19 protein-coding genes are annotated in these 22,464 nt (G+C 38.9%); 3 read left to right on the top strand and 16 right to left on the bottom strand.

Translation table 11 applies throughout. The annotated features are described in order from the left end of the window. Window positions 1-86: 86 nt before the first annotated feature. The 8 genes from ACGLXV_RS15535 to ACGLXV_RS15500 form a co-directional block, all read right to left on the bottom strand. Complete coding sequence (locus ACGLXV_RS15535; protein WP_391559384.1) at window positions 87-1,352, bottom strand: dihydrolipoamide acetyltransferase family protein; 1,266 nt, start codon at window positions 1,350-1,352, stop codon at window positions 87-89. A 32-nt stretch (window positions 1,353-1,384) separates the two neighbouring features. Continuing rightward, window positions 1,385-2,368, bottom strand: a complete 984-nt coding sequence (locus ACGLXV_RS15530; protein WP_119709063.1) for an alpha-ketoacid dehydrogenase subunit beta — start codon at window positions 2,366-2,368, stop codon at window positions 1,385-1,387. A gap of 14 nt (window positions 2,369-2,382) precedes the next feature. Next, window positions 2,383-3,378 carry a thiamine pyrophosphate-dependent dehydrogenase E1 component subunit alpha gene (locus tag ACGLXV_RS15525; protein WP_119709064.1) on the bottom strand — a complete coding sequence of 332 codons (996 nt, stop codon included), beginning with the start codon at window positions 3,376-3,378 and terminating at the stop codon, window positions 2,383-2,385. Between the two features lie 71 nt (window positions 3,379-3,449). Continuing rightward, the gene (gene lpdA / locus ACGLXV_RS15520; protein ID WP_391559382.1) at window positions 3,450-4,871 is read right to left on the bottom strand and encodes a dihydrolipoyl dehydrogenase; all 1,422 of its coding nucleotides are present in this window, start codon (window positions 4,869-4,871) and stop codon (window positions 3,450-3,452) included. A gap of 16 nt (window positions 4,872-4,887) precedes the next feature. Then, window positions 4,888-6,012: a butyrate kinase gene (gene buk / locus ACGLXV_RS15515; RefSeq protein WP_391559410.1), complete on the bottom strand. Its 1,125-nt coding sequence runs from the start codon at window positions 6,010-6,012 to the stop codon at window positions 4,888-4,890. Between the two features lie 70 nt (window positions 6,013-6,082). Further along, window positions 6,083-7,177, bottom strand: coding sequence for a branched-chain amino acid dehydrogenase (bcd, locus tag ACGLXV_RS15510; RefSeq protein WP_119709067.1), 1,095 nt, complete (start codon window positions 7,175-7,177; stop codon window positions 6,083-6,085). A 33-nt stretch (window positions 7,178-7,210) separates the two neighbouring features. Next, window positions 7,211-8,116, bottom strand: coding sequence for a phosphate butyryltransferase (yqiS, locus tag ACGLXV_RS15505; protein ID WP_391559381.1), 906 nt, complete (start codon window positions 8,114-8,116; stop codon window positions 7,211-7,213). Window positions 8,117-8,250: 134 nt separating this feature from the next. Next, window positions 8,251-10,311 (bottom strand): sigma 54-interacting transcriptional regulator, encoded by a 2,061-nt coding sequence (locus ACGLXV_RS15500; RefSeq protein ID WP_391559379.1) that lies wholly within the window; start codon window positions 10,309-10,311, stop codon window positions 8,251-8,253. A 135-nt stretch (window positions 10,312-10,446) separates the two neighbouring features. Here ACGLXV_RS15500 and ACGLXV_RS15495 point away from each other — a divergent pair, with 135 nt between their 5' ends. Continuing rightward, on the top strand, window positions 10,447-10,698 hold the full coding sequence (locus ACGLXV_RS15495; protein WP_119710658.1) for a DUF2627 domain-containing protein: 252 nt from the start codon (window positions 10,447-10,449) through the stop codon (window positions 10,696-10,698). An 8-nt stretch (window positions 10,699-10,706) separates the two neighbouring features. Here ACGLXV_RS15495 and ACGLXV_RS15490 read toward each other — a convergent pair whose 3' ends face one another. Next, window positions 10,707-11,447 carry a glycerophosphodiester phosphodiesterase gene (locus ACGLXV_RS15490; RefSeq protein ID WP_391559378.1) on the bottom strand — a complete coding sequence of 247 codons (741 nt, stop codon included), beginning with the start codon at window positions 11,445-11,447 and terminating at the stop codon, window positions 10,707-10,709. A 16-nt stretch (window positions 11,448-11,463) separates the two neighbouring features. Beyond that, window positions 11,464-13,038, bottom strand: coding sequence for a flagellar assembly protein A (locus tag ACGLXV_RS15485; protein ID WP_391559376.1), 1,575 nt, complete (start codon window positions 13,036-13,038; stop codon window positions 11,464-11,466). 173 nt (window positions 13,039-13,211) lie between these two features. On the opposite strand from ACGLXV_RS15485, the gene ACGLXV_RS15480 reads away from it, so the two are divergent. Both ACGLXV_RS15480 and ACGLXV_RS15475 read left to right on the top strand, forming a co-directional pair. Continuing rightward, the gene (locus ACGLXV_RS15480) at window positions 13,212-13,790 is read left to right on the top strand and encodes a hypothetical protein (RefSeq protein ID WP_391559374.1); all 579 of its coding nucleotides are present in this window, start codon (window positions 13,212-13,214) and stop codon (window positions 13,788-13,790) included. Between the two features lie 145 nt (window positions 13,791-13,935). Then, window positions 13,936-14,736: a CsxC family protein gene (locus ACGLXV_RS15475; protein WP_391559373.1), complete on the top strand. Its 801-nt coding sequence runs from the start codon at window positions 13,936-13,938 to the stop codon at window positions 14,734-14,736. 105 nt (window positions 14,737-14,841) lie between these two features. On the opposite strand, the gene spo0A is transcribed toward ACGLXV_RS15475, so the two are convergent. From spo0A to dxs, 6 genes are all read right to left on the bottom strand, one after another. Then, window positions 14,842-15,645, bottom strand: coding sequence for a sporulation transcription factor Spo0A (gene spo0A / locus ACGLXV_RS15470; RefSeq protein ID WP_119709074.1), 804 nt, complete (start codon window positions 15,643-15,645; stop codon window positions 14,842-14,844). Between the two features lie 230 nt (window positions 15,646-15,875). Further along, window positions 15,876-17,165, bottom strand: a complete 1,290-nt coding sequence (spoIVB, locus tag ACGLXV_RS15465) for a SpoIVB peptidase (protein WP_391559371.1) — start codon at window positions 17,163-17,165, stop codon at window positions 15,876-15,878. Window positions 17,166-17,296: 131 nt separating this feature from the next. Continuing rightward, window positions 17,297-18,985, bottom strand: coding sequence for a DNA repair protein RecN (recN, locus tag ACGLXV_RS15460; protein WP_391559370.1), 1,689 nt, complete (start codon window positions 18,983-18,985; stop codon window positions 17,297-17,299). A 16-nt stretch (window positions 18,986-19,001) separates the two neighbouring features. Then, window positions 19,002-19,451, bottom strand: a complete 450-nt coding sequence (ahrC, locus tag ACGLXV_RS15455) for a transcriptional regulator AhrC/ArgR (RefSeq protein WP_119709076.1) — start codon at window positions 19,449-19,451, stop codon at window positions 19,002-19,004. A gap of 147 nt (window positions 19,452-19,598) precedes the next feature. Beyond that, a complete protein-coding gene (locus tag ACGLXV_RS15450) occupies window positions 19,599-20,441 on the bottom strand; it encodes a TlyA family RNA methyltransferase (RefSeq protein ID WP_391559368.1) in 843 nt (280 codons plus the stop codon). Next, window positions 20,438-22,342 (bottom strand): 1-deoxy-D-xylulose-5-phosphate synthase, encoded by a 1,905-nt coding sequence (gene dxs / locus ACGLXV_RS15445; protein WP_119710660.1) that lies wholly within the window; start codon window positions 22,340-22,342, stop codon window positions 20,438-20,440. The genes ACGLXV_RS15450 and dxs overlap by 4 nt, the downstream gene beginning before the upstream one ends. Between the last annotated feature and the right edge of the window lie 122 nt (window positions 22,343-22,464).

Genomic DNA, 22,464 nt, shown 5'->3' with positions numbered 1-22,464 from the left:
TTATTGATCTTACCCTTATTGTAGTACACATGGGAATAATTGCAAAGAAGAAAAACCGCTGTCTAATAGACAACGGCTTTTTTGTATTAGTAGATAGATGTATTTTCCTTTGTGGTTGCCTCAAGGATATCTTTCACCCGTTTTAAGAATCTTCCGCACACAAGTCCATCAAGAACACGGTGATCAAGCGATAGACAAAGATTAACCATGTCTCTTACAGCAATCATACCTCCATCCATGACAACCGGACGTTTAACGATGGATTCTACTTGTAGAATGGCTGCTTGAGGGTAATTAATAATTCCCATGGATTGAACTGATCCAAACGAACCGGTGTTGTTGACAGTGAACGTACCACCTTGCATATCAGCACTTGATAATTTTCCAGCTCTCACTTTAGACGCTAGTTCAGTTATTTCTCTCGCAATCCCTTTAATGGTCTTTTCATCCGCGTGCTTAATAACTGGAACATACAAAGCATCCTCTGTTGCAACAGCTATGGAGATATTAATATCCTTCTTCTGGATGATTTTATCTCCTGCCCACATAGAGTTCATTTGCGGGAATTCCTTTAAAGCTTGAGCGACTGCTTTTACAAAGAAAGCAAAGAATGTTAAGTTAAATCCTTCTTTTGCCTTAAACTCCGATTTGATGGAGTTTCTGTATGCAACTAAATTCGTCACATCGACTTCAACCATCGTCCAGGCATGTGGTGCCTCATGCTTGGAGCGTAACATATTAGCCGCAATTGCTTTTCTAACACCTGAAACCGGAATTTCTATATCCCCGGCTGTTACAGGAACATCAATTGGAGCAGGCGCTGCTTTTTCTACCGCTTTTGGAGCTGGAGCAGTTGGAACAGCTCCCGCTTTTAGTTGAGGTGTCGGAACGGCTCCGGACTCTATGATCGCCAGAAGATCTTTACGAGTAATTCGACCACCCGCTCCAGAACCTGATACCTGTGTTAAGTCAATCCCATGCTCCCCAGAAAGCTTTAAGACTGCTGGTGAATATCGCGCTTTATTAGGCGCATCACTTATTACTTCAGGCTTTTGAATATTTTCCTCTGTTTGATTCTTTGTTATCGTTTCCTGAGGTGTACTATCTTGCCCTTTGATTTCGATGGTACAAATAATCGCACCAACCTCTAATGTTTCTCCTTCGCTAGCAATAAGCTCGACAATCTTTCCTGAGAAGGACGAAGGTACTTCTGCATTTACTTTATCAGTCATTACCTCTGCTAGAGGATCATATTTGTTTACGGTGTCCCCAACTGAAACGAGCCATTTGCTAATCGTTCCTTCTGTAACACTCTCCCCAAGCTGAGGCATTTTGATTTGTTCAATAGCCAATTCATTACCTCCTTGTTAACCTTTAATCCCTATTAAAATTCAGCAAGCTCACGCATCGCTTTTTCGACCTTATCTGGATTTACCATAAAGTATTTTTCCATCGTTGGTGCGTATGGCATAGCTGGTATGTCAGGGCCTGCTAAGCGCTTAATCGGTGCATCTAAATCAAACAAGCAGTTCTCAGCGATGATCGCCGCTACTTCGCTCATAATGCTTCCTTCCTTGTTATCCTCCGTCACTAACAGGACCTTTCCTGTTTTAGAAGCTGCTTCAATAATCGCCTCTTTATCCAAAGGATACACGGTACGTAAGTCAAGGATATGGGCTGAAATCCCGTCACTAGCTAATTTTTCTGCGGCTTGTAGAGCAAAGTGAACACATAAACCATAAGTAATGACGGTAATGTCTTCTCCCTCTCGTTTTACATCTGCCTTACCAATTGGAAGAACATAATCATCAGCCGGAACTTCCCCTTTGATTAAGCGATAGGCACGCTTATGCTCAAAAAACAGAACAGGATCGTCATCGCGAATAGCTGCCTTTAACAGACCTTTTACATCATAAGGAGTTGAAGGCATAACAATTTTTAGACCAGGCTGATTGGCAAATACCGCCTCAACTGATTGAGAATGGTACAGTGCACCGTGAACGCCTCCACCATAAGGAGCACGCACTACAATGGGGCAATTCCAATCATTGTTAGAGCGATAACGGATTCTTGCAGCTTCGGAAATAATTTGGTTCACTGCGGGCATAATAAAATCAGCAAACTGCATTTCAGCAATTGGTCTCATACCATACATCGCTGCGCCTATTCCGACTCCTGCAATGGCTGATTCAGCTAGTGGAGTGTCAATTACTCGAGCCTCACCAAATTGCTCATATAAGCCTTGCGTTGCTTTAAATACTCCGCCCTTTTTACCAACGTCTTCACCTAAGACAAATACTTTCGAATCGCGCTCCATCTCCTCACGGATCGCCATAGTTACCGCATCAATATATGAGATTACAGGCATTGATTTCTTCCCCCTTACTTCTCAGCATACACATGCTTTAATGCACTTTCAGGAGCTGCATATGGTGCATTTTCTGCATAGTCGGTTGCTTCATTTACTTGTTTCATTATTCGATCATTAATTTCCTTTGCTAACTCATCATTTAGGAGTCCAACTTCAGTTAGATAAGAAGCAAATGTAAGAATTGGATCCTTCGCTTTCGCTTCCGCTACCTCTTCTTGACCACGATAGCTTCGGTCATCATCATCAGAGGAGTGAGGAGTTAATCGGTAAGAAACGGTCTCTACCAATGTTGGGCCTTCTCCACGACGCCCGCGGTCTGCTGCTTCTTTCACGGCCTTGTATACCTCAAGTGGATCGTTTCCATCCACCGTTACACCTGGCATGCCATAACCAATGGCTCGATCGGAAACATTCTCACACGCAAGTTGTTTTTCGATCGGAACGGAAATCGCATACTTGTTGTTTTCACACATAAAGATGACTGGAAGTTTATGTACTCCAGCAAAGTTTGCGCCTTCATGAAAGTCTCCTTGATTCGACGAGCCTTCTCCAAACGTAACGAATGTCACTAAATCTTTGTTTTCCATTTTACCAGCAAGGGCAATTCCAACTGCATGAGGAACCTGCGTAGTTACTGGAGAAGAACCTGTGACAATCCGGTTTTTCTTTTGTCCAAAGTGACCAGGCATTTGACGCCCACCTGAGTTTGGATCCTCTTCCTTAGCAAAGCCTGACAACATTAGATCTTTCGCGGTCATACCAAAAGTTAAGACAACACCCATATCTCGATAATACGGAAGAACATAATCCTTCTCACGATCTAGTGCAAATGCTGCACCGACTTGAGCTGCCTCTTGACCTTGACACGAAATAACGAATGGAATTTTACCCGCGCGATTTAACAGCCACATCCGCTCATCAATTCGACGAGCAAGCAGCATCATTTCATACATTTCTAAAACCGTTTCATCACTCAAACCTAACGCAAGATGACGATTTTCACCCATTATTATAACCTCCTATTTAACGGTGACAGACACCCTTTGTGGACATTTGTATTTCTGGAGTGCACACTCCTTCACCCGTGTAAAGCTTTCCCATCTACGGCAAGGGCTGCTTCTCCGATTGCTTCAGATAACGAAGGATGAGGGTGAATCGTATGAGCGATTTCCCATGGAGTTGCATCCAACACTCTAGCTAACCCTGCCTCTGAAATCATGTCTGTTACGTGCGGGCCAATCATATGGACACCTAAAATATCATCCGTTTTCTTATCAGCAATGATTTTTACAAATCCATCTGATTCACCATACACAAGTGCTTTACCGATGGCTCGGAAGGAGAATTTCCCTACTTTTACTTCAAATCCTTTTTCCGTTGCTTCTTCCTCTGTGTATCCTACACTTGCTACCTCAGGATTCGAGTAAATACACTTAGAAATAAGACTATAATCAATTGGAGAAGGCTTCTCCCGGGCAATATGCTCAACCGCAACAATTCCTTCATGTGAAGCTACATGAGCCAATTGAAGTCCGCCAATGACATCACCAATTGCATAAATATGGGATTCCTTTGTTTGATAGAAAGAGTTTGTTTTAATAACTCCTTTTTCTATCTCAATATCCGTATTTTCAAGTCCAATTCCTTCAACATTTGCTTGTCGACCTACAGAAACTAAAATCTTCTCTGCTGAAAATTCCTTAATCGTTCCTTTTACATCAGCAGAAATCGAAACATCGTTTTCCTTTTTTAGAGATTCTGGTAATACTTTTGCACTGGTAACCAATTTGATTCCTTTTTTCTTCATTAAGCGCTGCATTTCCTTTGAAATTTCGCGATCTTCTGTTGGAATGATGCGATCACTATACTCTATTACAGTTACATCTGCTCCAAAATCCGAAAGCATCGATGCCCACTCTATTCCAATCACACCACCACCAACAATAATAATCGATTTAGGAACAGAAGTAAGTTGTAATGCCTCATCAGAGGTAAGTACCTGTGAACCATCGATTTCAAGACCCTGTAACGTACGAGGACGCGAACCAGTTGCGACAATGACATTTTTCGGTATCAGCATCATGTTGTCTTCTCCGCTGTTCATCTCTACCGAAATCGTACCCGGCATTGGTGAAAAGATAGAGGGACCTAGGATCCTTCCAGTTCCTTCATATACGCTAATTTTCCCTTGTTTCATAAGGTGTTGAACCCCGTTATGGAGCCCCTCAACTATTTTATTCTTTCTATCTTGAACCTTACCGAAATCTAATGAAATGTTTGAGGCAATTACACCAAAATCTTGCGCTTTCTTAGTCGTACGATAAACCTCTGCACTTCGAAGTAATGCTTTACTAGGAATACACCCTTTATGTAAACACGTTCCGCCTAACTTTGCTTTCTCAACGATGGCCGTTTTTAATCCCAGCTGTGACGCACGTATCGCTGCCACATATCCTCCAGTACCTCCACCTAAAATGACTAAATCATATTCTTCTGCCAAACCAAAACCCTCCTCGTTACTTGCTATGAACAGTATCTTTTATTCCATTTGGATATTGTTTCGCCTCTTCTTCTCCTCTTAGGACTCTTAGTGCACCTTCTGCCAGAGCCTGTAACTCATTTTCACCAGGTTCAATCATGACGTCTGCTATCCAATTAACACGATCACTGATTTCTTTAACAAATCCTTTCCCGTACGCTAATCCACCCGTAAGGATAATGGCATCCACTTTTCCTGCCAATACACTACTCGCTGCTCCAATCTCTTTCGCAACTTGATATGCCATCGCTGAGTATATAAGCTTTGCCTGTTTATCTCCCTTACTGATCATTTCTTCTACTTTTAGCGCATCATTCGTACCAAGATACCCAACTAGCCCGCCTTGACCGACTAGTTTTTTCATAACTTCTTCTCTATAAAAATCTCCTGAATAACATAAGGAAATTAAATCACCAGCTGGTACTGTGCCCGCACGCTCCGGACTAAATGGCCCATCTCCATGCAAACCATTATTCACATCAATCACTCTTCCATTTTTATGAACCCCTATAGTGATTCCTCCACCCATATGAGTCACAATTAGGTTCAGGTCCTCATACCTTTTTCCGAGTGACTTTGACACTCTCCTGGCGACCGCTTTTTGATTAAGTGCATGGAAAATGCTTTTCCGTTCAATTAATGGAAAACCAGATATACGTGCGATAGGATCAAGTTCATCTACAACAACTGGATCGACAATAAATGCAGGGATATTTAAACCCGATGCAATTTCAAAGGCAATAATTCCTCCCAGGTTGGATGCGTGTTGCCCTGAATAACCAGCCTTTAAGTCTAAAAGCATTAAATCGTTTACTTCATACGTCCCACCTTCAATTGGGCGAAGTAAGCCACCACGCCCACAAACAGCACTTAGCTTTGAAATATTTATTCCTTCAATATCAAGCGTCTCAAGTATCGTTTGTTTTCTGAATTCATATTGGTCAATGATATTGTCAAACGAATTGATCTGGTCTGATTCGTGTCGTATGGTCTTTTCAAGAATTGAAAGGTCATTATCGAATACTCCGATTTTCGTTGATGTAGAACCAGGATTGATCACAAGAATTCGATTCATTAATTCGTGCAACGTGTAAACCTCCATTGTATCCAAGCTTTTTACTACTATGTAAAAGACAAGAGGCTGATATCCTCAGCCTTTCCTTGTCAGTGCATTAACGTCGACTTAAAATATGGTGTCCGTTCTGTAGGAATTGACTTCTAGAATTACGCATTCTTTCGATTCGCTCTTCTGCCATTCGATCTGCCGCTTTATATGTCGGTATTCTATCACGTTTTGCAATTTCAATGACCTTCTCAATATTTGAGTAGATCGTCTCTACTTTTTTCATTGCTCTCTCATGATTATAGCCGTATAACTCATCTGCTACATTAATTACTCCACCTGCATTAATCACGTAATCTGGCGCATAAACAATTCCCATTTCATGAATGATATCACCATGGCGTGGGTCACGTAGTTGGTTGTTTGCAGCTCCTGCAATGACTTTCGCTTTAATTTGCGGAATCGTGTTATCATTAATTACTGCCCCAAGAGCACATGGTGCATAAATATCACAATCCACACTATAAATTTCATTCGGCTCTACCGCTTTGGCTCCAAATTCCTCAACAGCCCTTTGAACAGCTTCTTTATTAATATCCGTAACAATTAATTGTGCACCTTCTTCATGAAGATGACGGCACAAGTTATATGCTACATTTCCTACACCTTGTACGGCAACAACTTTTCCTTCAAGTGAATCCGTTCCGAACGCTTCCTTTGCAGCAGCTTTCATCCCACGATAAACACCATAAGCAGTGACAGGTGATGGATTCCCGGAGGAACCAAATGCCGGTGATATACCCGTTACGTAATCCGTTTCTTCATGAATTAAATCCATATCTGCTACCGTTGTTCCTACATCTTCCGCTGTAATGTAGCGTCCATTTAATCCTTGAATGTAACGACCGAACGCACGGAACATTTCTTCATTTTTATCTTTACGCGGATCACCAATAATAACTGTTTTTCCACCGCCAAGATTTAATCCAGCCGCTGCATTTTTGTAAGTCATTCCCTTTGCTAGACGCAAGGCATCTTCAATCGCAGCTTCTTCTGACTCGTATGTCCACATCCGCGTTCCACCTAAGGCCGGACCTAATGTTGTATCATGTATAGCGATAATCGCCTTTAATCCTGATTGTTTATCTTGGCAAAACACCAATTGCTCGTAATCATAAGTTTCCATATACTTAAAGATTTCCATTTACTTCTTCCTCCTCAACCAACAGTGTTTTCTTTATTTACAAACAGAACAAATTGCAAGAGCAAGTGAATATACTTTACTTTCCGCTGAATCTGCTCTAGATGTTAAAACAATTGGTACTTTTGCTCCGGCGATGATCGCTCCAACCCTAGCACCAGCAAAATATACGAGTGATTTATATAGTGTATTTCCTACTTCAATAGTTGGCACTAATAAAATATCAGCTCGTCCAGCCACCTCACTGTTAATCTTTTTCTGCCTAGCAGCTTCAAGAGAAATGGCATTATCAAGACCAAATGGTCCGTCAATGATGCAATCCTTTATTTGGCCTCTTCTGTTCATTTGAGTTAAGATCGCTGCATCCATTGTTGCTGGCATTGATGGATTTACGACCTCTACTGCTGCAATGACAGCAACACGCGGAGTTTCAATCCCGATTGATTTCGCAAGTTTTACCGAATTATTAATGATTTGAATTTTTGTATCTAAATCAGGATTTATGTTCATGGCTGCATCGGTAACGATCGTAAAACGGTCATAACCAGCAACTTCAAAAACGGAGATATGCGACAACACATTCCCTGTTCGTAATCCGTAGTCTTTATTAAGTACTGACTTTAAAATGGTGGCTGTTGGAACATTACCCTTCATAAGTACATTTGCTTCATTTAATTTAATTGCTTTAACTGCATGTTCAGCAGCAGAAGCACTTGAGTTGGTATGAAAAATCTTTATTTTTTCACTTTTTACTAGCTCCGGGGCCTTTTCCCTCAGTATAGACAAAATTTGCTCTTTATCTCCATATAGAAAGAAATTAGCTATCCTAAGCCTTAGAGCCTCTATAACTGCTTCAATAACCTCTACATCATCTGCCGCCGCTACTGCTACAGTCTTTTCTTCATATTGGGTTGCTCTTTCGATTAGCAAATCCAATGTCATGTAAGTTCAACCCCTTTTTACCCATGCTTGCGATACTCCTGTATAACATTATGCAAGAAGCATGCCAAAAAATAAAATATGAAAACGTTTTATTTTGCATGAATTATCCTGCAAATTGTTTCATTGTATGAAATTTATTGCATGCCACTTTTGGCAAGATTGTATTTATCGAGCTTATAATATAAATTTCGAACGGACAATCCCAATTTCTTTGCAGCTGCTGTTTTATTTCCTTTTAGCTCCGCTAAAGTTTGAGCGATTATTTTTGCTTCAAACTCTTCAACCAGTTCTGCAAGCGATTCCTTTTTTTCATCCTCCGCTGTCACCTTTGGCAACTGATCTTGCTCCTTAATTAAAGCTGGAACGTGCATAATATCAATTTCTGTTTCATGATTGGTCATAAAAATGATTGCCCGTCCAAGAATGTTTTCTAATTCCCGAACATTCCCTGGCCAATCGTAACGCATAAGTTGCTTCATCGCGAGCGGGGTGATTCCCTCCACATTTCGTCCATAATCTTGATTGATTTTCTGAATGAGCCTTTCGCAAAGCAACGGAATATCCTCTTTTCTGGACCTCAAAGCAGGAATATGAATAGGCATTCGATTGAGACGATAATATAAGTCTTCCCGAAAAGTACCGTTCGCAATGCCTTTCTCAATATTTACATTCGTGGCAGCGATCACTCGAACATTAATTGGGATCGATTTGGTCCCACCCACTCTTGTAATTTCATTTTCCTGTAGAACTCTTAACAGCTTTGCTTGTGTATTGGCCGTCAACTCACCAATCTCATCAAGAAAAATACTTCCATTATTCGCTTCTTCAAATAACCCTCTTTTGCCCCCACGTTTCGCACCTGAGAACGCTCCTTCCTCATAGCCAAACAGTTCACTCTCGAGCAGACTTTCTGATAATGCCGCACAATTTACACGGATGAACTTGTTATATTTCCGATCACTTCCATTATGGATCGCGTGCGCAAAAAGTTCCTTTCCCGTTCCTGATTCACCGCGAAGCAAAACCGTTGCAGGAGTTTTCGCACCAAGTCTTGCTTGTTCAATTGAAAGCTGGATTTCTTCCGAACGTCCAATAATATCATCAAAGGAGTATTTCGCTTCAAGAGTACGAATAATTTGCCTCGCTCTACTCAACTCTTTATTTAAGCTTTGAATTTCGGACATATCATGAATGACTCCAACGCTTCCTTTTAGTTTTCCATCAACGATTATAGGAGCAACATTGACAATGACATCTTTTTTATTCGGTCCAACTCTCATCGTTACTCCTCTTACCGGTCTCCTCGTTTGAAGTACTTTCATATGCATACTTTCGCCTTCTGATATATCAGCATTGGCTGGTTGACCAATGACTTGTTCCTCTGTCAATCCGGTTAACCTGCTATAAGCTGGGTTAATCATAATTCCATTTCCGTTTTCATCCACAACAGAAATTGCTTCATCACTCGACTGAATAATCGCCTGAAGCATGGTCCTTATCTCATTTAAATTCGTTATTTCTAGTGCCAGGTCCATTAATTCTGTTTTATCTTTAAAGACAGAAAACGCACCAATTAATTGATTATTTTCATCAATCATTGGGATTCGGGTGGTTATCACATGCATACCATTCGTTAATACCAATTCATGATTCGCTTCAATTTTCCTGGTTTTTAAAATACGTGGCAACTGGCTTGAAGGAATAACCTCGACGATTGGTTTTCCAATCGCCTCTTTCTGGCTAATTCCTGTCATTCTCTCCGCACTGCTATTAAAAAGGGTCACTACCCCGTCTTTATTTACTACAATCATCCCATCGTCAGTTGAATTAAAAATCAGGTCATGCTTATATGCATCATTTTGCACTTTATCAAGCAACTTTTCTTTTTCTTCAATTAACATGGTAACAAGGAAGGCTACACTTCCAGGAATAAGAACCGTATTCTTAGAGCGAGCATCTCTTAATTCACGGAAAACATTTTCATCACCAGTTACCTCAATAATAATATCAACTGTTTCTATATATTTACGCCAATCAATATCTGTAATGATTCCTTCCGTTTTGGCGTGTTTTATTCCTTCCGCCTCTTGATCACGATCAATCACTACTTTAACATCAAGCATAGCTGTTTCTTTTAATATTTTTAATATAGAAGTTCCACCCTTACCGGCCCCTACAATCATGACTGTCTGCAAAAAATCACCTACTCTATATGAATAATGAAAAATATTGCATGTCTCTATTTTAATGTGAATATTCCATCTTGACAAATTGGGAGAATAATTTATGATGGCAGAGGAGACCACACTTTCGTTTTGAAGGGATTGCCTATGATTAGAATATTTGCGTTACTTATCTTATTAATACCTGGCTTTTTAGCTGCATACGGTATTAAACTAATGCGAGATATGCTGTTCGGGATACTTCTTTCACCCTTTCCATATCTTTGGCTTCAATTTCTGATTGGTCTATTTCTGTTTGTGGCAGGTTTATCTTTCGTTGCAGGTTTTATCTTTCACAGAGATCGCAAAAAAAATAAAGTACAAGCTCGATTTCAGACACAAAAAAAAGACAAAGCGTAAAAATATGATTACGCTTTGTCTTTTTTATATTTATCCCGAAGTTTAACCGCTTTGGTTGGATCATCTGTTATAAATGCTGTACAATTGATTTGAAACAATCTCTCCATCTCAGCTCCTTTATTGACTGTATATGGCCTCACAGCAATTCCCGACTCTAAGGAAAGACCAATCACCTCATTGGGCACTGATAAATAATGGGGATGAAACCCTTTCGCTTGAATAGAAGCTGCATATACCCATGGCATATATAGACCTTCTGATAGCAAAGGGGCAATCTCGATTTCTGGAGCAAGTCTATAGCAATGAACAATACTGTAATGGTTAAACGAAGAAATGACGATTCGTTCTGAGAGATCGTATTTACGAATTAATTGTATCACTTTTTCTTCCATTTCTTCGTAACGAAACACACCATTTTTTAATTCAACATTGCAGGTTAATGTATTTGTCGTTAGCCAAGCGAATACTTCTTCTAATGTAGGAATTGTTTGTTTTTCTTTTAAATCAGGAAATAATACTCCCGCATTCAATTTTTTTAATTCTTGAAGTGTAAAGTCCTTTACATACCCTTTTCCACTTGTCGTGCGGTTTAGTTTTTCATCATGAATGACTACTACTTCACCATCTTTTGAAAGCTGGACATCTAGCTCTACTCCATCTGCATTTGCATATTCAGCTTCATGAAATGCTATCATCGTATTCTCAGGATACTTAGCTGAATAGCCTCGATGTGCAATTACTTCCGTCATAATGATCGTACCTCCATTATTCCGAGTAAAGTGTATTCCTATCACAGTAAATCGTACCTTTTATTAAAGTTCGAACATGTTTTTTCTGATTTTTGATTTGTAGTGTCGTTTCTGGATACGCTGCAACTTGTATACTTACTTGACCTTCTCCCTTTGTCTCAAGAAGCTTCATGACGTTTTTTCTTCGCGCCTCTAAAAAGGACACTTCAATCATTTCGTCCTCATACACGCTCTTTAAACGTTGAAATTGTTTGAATTGTGTTTCATTTAAATGCGATTGTAAGTCTTCAAACGATTCGAGTTGCTTTTTAAGCCCTTCCACATAGAAAACTTTTTCTTTATACCTCAACAACAACTCTGAAAGCTCATGTTCTAATTCGAAGCGATTGAATCCTTCAACTTGAATAAATGTCTTCCTTTCTAGCCTATTGCCAAATACAGCAGCACTTACCTTCCCCTTCGCCTCAATGGTTCCGCCGATAATTTTACCCTTTTGTTCGTTAGCGATAATATTTCTTCCCTTAATTTTTGCACCTAACGCATAATATCCAATATGAATATCCTCACCAGCTTCTAGAGTACATTCATTAGCATGTTTTAAGAATATATTTTTTGCTGCTTTAATAATGGTTATGTTATTCCCGAACACTCCACCTTTAATAAAAATGTCACCGCTTTCGGATTCCACTTCTTTGGCCCCGCTTATGCCAAGCTCCCCTAAGATTGAAATATCCTGAGTAGCATTGACACTATAGCCCGCTGAAACAATGCCGTTAATTGTGACACTTCCATCAAATTGAATGTTTCCAGTACCCGTTCCAACATCTCCATTAATGATGAGATGATTTCCAACAGAAATTTTCCCATCTTTGTATTGGACAACTCCATCTACAAGCGCTTTCAAAGTGGCTACGTCGTCCTTTTCTATCTTTTCAACTGTCTTATGGTCATAAAATAAGGGTTTGTCCTTCCCTTGTTTCGGAAGCAAAACCTCTCCCAGTACATTTCTTCCAGGAACACCTTCTGTACATGACTTCTTTTCACCAAGCCAATCCCCAGCTTTCACTTCATCAATAAAGTGCAAATCAAAGAAATCCGCTTTTCCATCTTCACGAATTGCCGGTTTTCGGTCAGATAATTGAAAATACCGCACAACCGCATCCGCTCCAGTAAGGGCGGGTTCACCTTTTGCTACGACAAATTCCTTATTTGCAAGTGGTTGCTTTACTGCTGCTTCCAATATTCCATTTTTAATTCCATGAACATCTAGTGCTTCCATTATGTCAGCAGTGAGTTTTTCACGCTCACTGTGTAACTGTGCTTCTGTTACGTGAAGCCGCATTTTTACGATCATCTTATTTTCACTAAAAGAAATAGATATAAGAGGCTTCCATTCACCGACATGAATCTTCTCATTTTTTGCTTGTTCTAAACTAGCCTTCAATTCTACAAATTTTGTGATCGCTATTCTCGGATGCTCTCGAACAAGCTGATCCAATCGATTAAGTGAAAATCCTTTTTGTAAAACAGTAATAAAGATAGATCCGTTCTCCTCTTCAAGTCGAAAATATTCATTGTTTATTAGGTCCATGAATGCCGTCACCCTAATCATAATAGTACTTTAAGTATATATGAAAGATGGTTACTTGAATATACATGATCAATCTTCTTCATATAAAAACAAAACTTTGTCCCAACAAGTGATATCTATAAAAGCAGTATCATATTTTTAAGTAAATATATTATATGTTAGTAGGGATTTTTATGAATGAAAATAATCATCACCCTTATGAGCAACTCTCAAATTCTAACTCAGCCCCCCGTTATATAAGAGTCCCAGTTGAAATCGTTCATTCGGAATTTGACTTTACGATTAATAAAACCATTAAAATTAGCGAAAGAACAAACAAAATATTAGACATCAACTGGACTACCACTCACCCTGAATATCAAATAAACCTAGTAGCAAATCGACTTTGGATTTCCGGTAAACTTCATGCTGAAATCACCTATACCAAAATAAACAACTCTAACATCCACATGGAAAATCTTCTTATTCCGTGGAAAAAAACATGTCAATTAGACTATACGTACCCTCCAATGATTCCTTTGAGCAATGAAAAAACACAGTATGATTTCATAAACCAAGACCAAAAAACAGAAACTTCCACTCACTTTGAACAAACGATTTACCAAAATGAACCGCCTATTTTTGAAATCATATCTACCAAAATTATTACAACAAAGAATATAAAAGAAGAGGGTACTAACTCCATTCTAATATTGGACATATATTGTGAAAAACAGTTTAGGATATGGCAAAACCAAATAATAAAACTTTAAACCAGAAGGAACTGTTTGTATGGTTCCTTCTTTGTTATGTAGAAAACATAAACAGGCAAAAACACCTGTCCATTAGTCCATACACCGGGACAAGCGAATCATACACTAATCATGTATAACAAGCATCAGAAAGGGGAAAGTTAGTATGTCATTTTATGAGCATCATGATTCTCAAGGAAAAAAGAAAGTTGTAAAATCATCATCTGTTCAACAAGAAGTAAGTAACACACCTGTAACACCAGAGGTAATTAATTCGTATCCTTTTATGAAAGTTCCTGTTGTATTAGGGGAAACAACTGTACAAATCGACCTAGATTCCATTATTGAGTTTCCTGAGCCAGTATTAGAAATCAAAAAAATTAAGAAAAACCTAAAGCTAGTACAATGTCGTCTATTGCTACCGACAAACAAGCTATTCTTAAAGGGATTTGTTAGAAAAAACATTCAATATGCAACACCTAAAGCAGGAGGGAAAGATTTTGTCTCTTCAAGCATTCACTCCTTAACGGTCGATGTCCCATTTCAAGCAGTTACTCAAATAGACTTTTTAAGCAAACCCGCTTTTAAAGCTGGTCCTAAAACGACTGAGTTCGAGTATTTCATGTCTTCCCCACTACCTCATGGATATGCTTCCAAAGAAAAATTGCTTTCTGCTGACCTCTCCGAGTACAACCAAATTAGTGGTGAGGTTTTTAACGAGCTACCGTATTGCGAATTAATCGCAAGTCATTTTATTGAAATGGATGAAGCCCTTAATAGAAAAATGGGAACGGTCTTTGGCCCAGAGGGAGAAATCTGTGCACCATTTGAAGAAGGTACCTTCACAAAAATCGAAGAAAAAATGGTTGTTGAGCTGACTTTAAAGGTACTACAAAATCAACAGGTTAAACTGCAGAAACATGTATGTAAACAGGACGAGGATAAAGATAACCACCATCATTATTAATAATCCCCATAACCATACAAAACCCAATGAACACATTGTCATTGGGTTTTTATTTTCCTTATAATAAATAATACTGAATGATGGCTTACTTTTCTTCTAACTCTTTCAAGAAGCCTTGTGCTCTAAACGAAGCTTATCAGCAACCATCGCGATAAATTCTGAATTGGTAGGTTTTGCTTTTGACATGCTCACGGTATATCCGAAAAGACTCGAAATGCTGTCGATATTTCCTCGGCTCCAAGCAACCTCAATGGCATGACGTATTGCACGTTCTACACGGCTAGCCGTAGTATTATATTTCTTTGCAATATCAGGATACAATACCTTTGTAATTGATCCAAGCAGTTCAATATCATTGTAAACCATAGAAATTGCTTCACGTAAATATAAATACCCTTTAATATGAGCCGGTACACCAATTTCATGGATAATGCTAGTAATATTTGCATCCAAATTTTTCGGTTTTGATTCCATTTGTTGACGATACATTGGACTAGTTGTTAATGGCGAGGACGATCTCATGACAGCGCTTGTTTTTCCACTCACTTGACGAATATGATTTCCTAAATTTTCTAAATCAAATGGTTTTAAGATAAAGTAAGAAGCTCCTAGTTCTACCGCTTTCTTAGTAACGTCCTCTTGGCCGAATGCTGTAAGCATAATAACGTTCGGCATCGGAGACTTTCGAGTTTCACGCAACTTTTCAAGAACCGCTAGCCCGTCTAAGTGTGGCATAATAATATCTAAAACAAGAACATCAGGAGTCACTTTTTCTAATAAATCCAGACATTCTTGACCATTATGAGCAGCACCAACGACTTCCATATCTTCTTGGGACACTAAATAATCCTTGAGTAAGCCAACTAGCTCTCTATTATCATCAACTACACATACTTTTATCTTTTTCACTACATGTTTCCTCCTCGAAAGTATTCTCACCTGAACAATTATCTATATATATAATCTACTAACCAATTCGACAATGCAACAGTAAATCCTTTTCTTTTTTGAAAAAATCTAAAAAAATGGTATAAATCTCTATTTTTCTTCGGTTTTCGCCCGTATTCGACTTATTCTGTATTTTTGTCGAAAAATCTTTATTTTTCGAATAAAAAAAGGAGAGGCGTAAAGCCTCCACCTTAACTCGCCTTTTCTCTTGGTTTTTCGTAAATATCGATGCCTGCTTCATTTAGCATCCATTCTATATGAACACCATAGCCTGAAGTAGGGTCGTTGACGAACACATGCGTTACGGCTCCAACCACCTTATCATCCTGTATGATCGGACTTCCGCTCATCCCTTGAACAATCCCACCTGTTTTTTCAAGTAACTCTGGGTCAGTTACCTTAATGACCATTCCTTTTGTAGCCGGAAACTTTTGTGGAATGGTGCTTACAATTTCGATATCAAATAATTTAACTTGATCATTATCTACAACCGTTAGTATCTTAGCCGGACCCTCTTTAACCTGATGCGAAAGAGCTATCGGAAGTGCTTTATCCATTATTCCATTGGTAATTTCTTTTGAAAGCTTACCAAATATTCCAAAAGGGCTATTTCTTTGAATGTCACCAATTACTTCTTTATCGGAAGAGAAACGGGCAAGTTTTTCACCTGGATCTCCATTGCTTCCTTTTTCAATAGACGTGACTGTTGAGCGAACAATTTGACCATCCTCAACTACGATAGGCTTTTTCGTGTCCATGTCCGAAATAACATGTCCTAAAGCACCATACTTTTTCGATTCCGGATGATAAAACGTCATCGTTCCAATACCAGCCGCCGAGTCACGAATATATAAGCCAAGTTTAAAATTCTCTTCTCCTGTTTCTTTTAATGGCATAAGCTTTGTTTCAATTTTGCCATCTTCTCTGCTTACTTCAATATTTAATGGTTCACCCTTTTGACCTGCTGTTTGAACAAATGGTGCTACATCTGACATTTTTTCAATTTTTTGACCGTTAATCTTTGTAATAATGTCGCCTACTTTAATCCCTGCAATTTCACCTGGAGATTTCTTGCCTTCTGCTGTATTTACTTGATGGTGACCAACGACAAGGACTCCTACCGTATTAAGCTTCACACCGATAGACTGTCCACCTGGAATGACTTTAAAATCCTTTAATACGTCTACATCGACCTTTTTAATAGGGAAACCTGCTAGTTCAAGCAGCATTTCATCTTTCCCGTATTTCTTTGCTTGTAATGACACGGTTTGATCATCTTGTTGAACAGAAAGAGTTGAATTTGCTGTGACGGCAGCAGATACAGGAGTAGATTTTTGTAAAATAAGGTTTTCACCTTCAAACAGGGTAACGCTTTTGGGGATACTAAGGTAATCTTGAAACGGTTTCGAAAATCCTATGGCAACTAATGAAACAAGGAGAATTCCACCAATTATTTTTCTAAGAAGTTCATGCCTCAACATCTTTCACTCTCCTCGCTTCTAGTCCACACACACTTTTTTCTTCTTTATGGCTACATCTTTAATTTTGCCTGCTTGAGTCGCATTTATAACCTCTTCCGTTATAAAAAAGCTACCCGTTTATGGATAGCTTTTCAAGTTACCTTCATTTCCTTTGCTAAATGGAGTAATTCTTTTGCATGCTCTCGAGTCAAATCGGTAATTTCTACTCCAGAAATCATACGACCGATTTCTTTCACCTTATCTGGCTCTGATAATGATTGCACTGACGTTTTCGTTCTTCCCTTTTGGGTAATCTTAGAAATATAAAGATGGGTATCAGCCATAGCTGCCACTTGAGGCAAATGGGAAATACAAAGTACCTGAGATGATACAGCTACTTTGTAAATCTTTTCTGCAATGGCTTGTGCTACACGTCCTGACACCCCAGTATCCACTTCATCAAAAATAATGGAAGTAACGCCTTGATGTTTAGAGAAGATACTTTTTAAGGCTAGCATCATTCTCGATAGCTCTCCACCAGATGCTACCTTGGATAAAGGCTTTAATGGTTCTCCTGGATTTGTCGAGATAAAAAATTCGATTTGATCACATCCTGTAGGAGTGAACACATCATAATCCGAGTGAAAACGTACTTCAAATACTGTTTTATCCATATAAAGCTCTTTTAATTCACGGTGTATCGATTTTGTTAACTTCTCCGCAAACTGTAACCTTGTGGAGGTCAACTCTTTCGCTTCGAGTACTAAATCTTTCTTAATCGCCGCAAGCTCTTTACTTAAGGCATTGATATGTGTTTCTTTATTTTGTAGTGTTTCTATCTCTTCTTCAATTTTAGCAGCGTATTCTATGATCTCTTCAATCGTCTTTCCATATTTCCTCTTTAGCTGATTTATTTCGTTTAGTCTGCTTTCAATATCGTGCAAACGTTCTGGGTTGAACTCAAGACTATCCATTTTACTTCTCAGTTCTCTAGCGACGTCCTCTAAGGCGTAGTAACTAGTCGACACCGTCTCAGCTAACTCTTGAAATTGATGATCGACACTTGAAACATCTTCTAAGTGACTCATTAAAAGACCAATCCAATCTAATCCCTTTTGATCTCCTTGAAGGACAGAATAGCTATTAGAAAGGCCCTCATACACCTTTTCAAAATTAGACAATCGTTTCTTTTCTTCAAGTAATTGGTCATCTTCATTAATCACTAACTGAGCTTTTTGAATTTCATCAAATTGAAATTGAATCAAATCCAGTCGATGAGCCATTTTCTGTTCATTTTCACTCAAACTTTTTAACCTTTTAGAGGTCTGCTCATAGCTTCGATATAATTTCGAATACTCTTCTAGTTGACTTGATATTGATTTTGCCCCGAATTGGTCTAAAAGCTTTTGGTGCTTAGCTTCCTCCATTAATTCTTGATGCTCATGCTGTCCATGAATATCAATTAATGTCGCTCCTATTTCACGCAAGGTAGATATGGTCACCAATTTGCCGTTTATGCGACAAACACTTTTTCCTGATTGCGATATATCTCTTCTTAAAATAAGCATTCCCTCTTCAATCTCTATTCCAAACTCTTCGGCTTTTTGATAGCTAGGATGCGTTAAACTCTCTAGTTGGAAAAGCCCTTCAATTTCGGCTTTTTCTTCTCCATGTCGAACAAATTCTGACGAACCTCTTCCCCCGACAAGAAGATGAACAGCATCGATAATAATCGATTTACCTGCTCCTGTTTCACCTGTCAAAACGGTCAATCCTTTTGTAAAGGACACAGTTAGATTTTCTATAATAGCAAAGTTTTTAATAGACAACTCGGTTAACAACTGGTTTCACCTCTGTTTAGAGCATTTCAAGGAATCGATTGGAAATCGTAATCGTTTCTTCTTCTTTTCTACAAATAATAAGAATGGTATCATCTCCACAAATCGTTCCTAAAATCTCTTCCCAATCTAAGTTATCTATCAGTGCACCAATGGCCATGGCATTACCCGGTAATGTTTTCATAACAAGTAAGTGACCTGCACTATCAATACGAACGAAGGCATCCATTAAATTTCTCTTTAATTTTTGGAGAGGATTAAAACGTTGATCGGCTGGAAGACTATATTTGTATCTTCCATCCATAAGCGGCACTTTTACTAAGTGTAGTTCTTTAATATCTCTAGAAATGGTTGCTTGTGTTACATTAAATCCAGCAAACTTTAGTTCATCAACTAATTCATCTTGTGTCTCAATATCATTGCTAGTAATGATTTCTCTAATTTTAATATGACGTTGACCTTTATTCATGTTTTCACCCCTGATTGCTTTCAAAAACTCTGTAATATTTTGTTATATTTTTTCAACTTTTGTAGATGTATATATGTATAAATATACATCCTTTTGCTTATCTCGTCAAAGTATACCTGCAATAAAAAGAAGAATAAGCAGGACCGCTTACTCTTCTACATTCCCCTTTGATTTTAATACTTCATGAGCTTCTGAAACAATTTGGCTTGGCTTCTTAGAAAGATGGTTTATCCCTTGCTCCTTTTCACCTTCCCAGCCTAAATGAAGTAAAAACTCAATATTGCCATCGCCACCGGTGATTGGTGAGAACGATAGATTTTTGACATCATAACCTAGAGACAAAGATAGGTCGATGATTTTATTTACAACCGCTTCATGTACCTTTGGATCCCTTACGATTCCCTTTTTCCCTACCTCTTCTCTTCCAGCCTCAAATTGTGGTTTGACCAAAGCGATAATATCACTGTTGGGCACTAGGAGAGTTTTTAACACAGGGAGAATTAGCTTTAATGATATAAACGAAACATCTATTGAAGCAAAATTCGGCATCTCACCAGTCAGATCAGCAGGTGTCACATAACGAAAATTTGTCCGTTCCATGACGATGACTCGTTCATCCTGTCTCAGCTTCCATGCTAACTGATTATATCCGACATCTAAGGCATACGATTGTTTAGCTCCATTTTGTAATGCACAGTCCGTAAATCCGCCGGTGGAAGCACCAATATCTAACAAAACTTTTCCTTCGACATATACGTCAAATTCCTTCAATGCTTTTTCTAACTTTAAGCCACCCCTACTTACATATGGCATGACATTTCCTTTTATCGTTAACGGTAGATCGCTGCTTATTTTCTCACCTGGCTTATCCAATCGGTTTTCATTGCTATATACGAGTCCTGCCATAATTGCACGTTTCGCTTTTTCTCTTGTTTCTATTAACCCGCGTTCAACTAGCAGGACGTCAATTCTTTCTTTTTTACTTTTCATAGTAGTGAACCTTTTTTCCCTTTAACCTGTGTGAGTTCGATTACTTTCCGAATCGTTGAATCCACGGTCAAATCGATCTCTTTCAATAACTCATCAACACTTCCATGCTCAATAAATTGATCTGGAATCCCCATACGATCAATCACTGCATCAAAATAACGATTTTCCGATGCAAACTCTAAGATAGAACTTCCAAACCCACCTTGAAGGACGGCTTCTTCGATCGTTAATACAGGCATTTTACGTTCAAACAGATCAGATAGCATCTTCCGGTCTAACGGTTTAATAAATCGAGCATTGACGACCTTCACACGAATCCCCTGCTGTTCAAGATGATTTGCTGCCTCTAACGCCATTGGAATCGTTGTCCCAAAAGTTAAAATAGCCACATCTTCGCCTTCTTTTAATACTTCCCAAGTACCAATTGGAATCGTTTTAAGCTCTTCATCCAATGGAACCCCTACTCCATTTCCTCGTGGAAATCTCATGGCAATCGGTCCATCATCATACTTTAAAGCTGTATTGACCATATGTTGCCCTTCGTTTTCATCTTTAGGCATCATCAGCACCATGTTTGGCACATGTCTCATAAAGGCAATATCAAATACTCCTTGATGAGTTTCTCCATCAGCACCTACAAGCCCTGCACGATCAATACCAATAAAAACATTTAAGTTTTGACGGCAAATATCATGAACCACTTGGTCATAGGCTCGTTGTAGGAAAGTCGAATAAATGGCTAAAAACGGCTTCATCTTTTGGGTTGCAAGACCCGCAGCTACTGTCGCAGCATGCTGTTCAGCAATTCCCACATCAAACATACGATCAGGGAATTCACTTGCAAATCCCTCAAGCTTCGAACCAACAGGCATCGCAGGGGTGATCGCAACGATTCTCTCATCTTCTCGAGCCAGCCTACGAACCGTTTCACTTACCAGTTTACTCCATGCTGGCGGAGGGGTTTCAGCTGGTTTTGGAAAAGCTCCTGTTTCAATTTTATACGGTCCCGTTCCGTGCCAAGTACCCACTACATCACTTTCTGCAGGATGATATCCCTTCCCTTTTTTAGTGATCACGTGTAAAAGAACCGGTCCTTCTGTCTTTTTTGCGTAGGCTAAATTTTCAAATAGTTCATCATAATTATGACCATCTACTGGTCCTAAATACGTAAAGCCCATCTCCTCAAAAAACATACCTGAAACTAACAAATACTTTAGGCTATCTTTTATTCTCTCGGCCGTTGTGGCTAATTTTCCTCCAACAGCAGGAATTTTCTTCAACAAATACTCCAGTTCATCTTTCGCCCAGTGATATTTCCCAGCCGTTCGTAATCGCCCTAAGATACTGTGAAGTGCTCCTACATTTGGTGCAATGCTCATTTCATTGTCATTTAAGACAACGATGAGGTTCTTCTTTTCATGACCGATGTGATTTAATGCTTCTAGTGCCATTCCACCAGTTAATGCACCATCACCAATCACAGGGACAACAAAAGATTTCTCCTTTTTTAAATCCCTTGCTATCGCCATTCCCATAGCAGCGGATAAAGAGGTAGAACTATGCCCTGTTTCCCATACATCATGTTCACTTTCAATCATCTTTGGAAATCCACATAAGCCTTTATATTGTCTTAGCGTGTCAAACTCACTTGCTCTACCTGTTAAAATTTTATGGACATATGATTGGTGACCAACATCCCATAAAATTTTATCTTTTGGGCTTGAAAAACAAGTATGAAGAGCAATGGTCAGCTCTACTACTCCTAAGTTCGGTCCAATATGCCCACCCGTAACTGATAATTTTTCTATTAAAAATTGTCTGATGTCGTTACTTAATTCTTGTAGTTGTTGTTGAGAAAGCCCTTTTAAAAAGGAAGGGTCTTTAATTGATAACAGATCCACTAGTTGGACCACTCACTTTCATCTCTTAATTGTTGCCAATCTTTTTCTTAGATGTTCATAGGTTTTTCGTTTGCTGTATACATTAAGAGTACCGTATTATAGTCATTTTTCCAAATGTTTTC

Origin of the sequence: Robertmurraya sp. (assembly GCF_036676585.1) — a bacterium.
Lineage (GTDB): Bacteria > Bacillota > Bacilli > Bacillales > Cytobacillaceae > Robertmurraya_A.
Note: the sequence above shows the minus strand (reverse complement) of the source record. Positions and strands in the feature narration are given on the sequence as shown.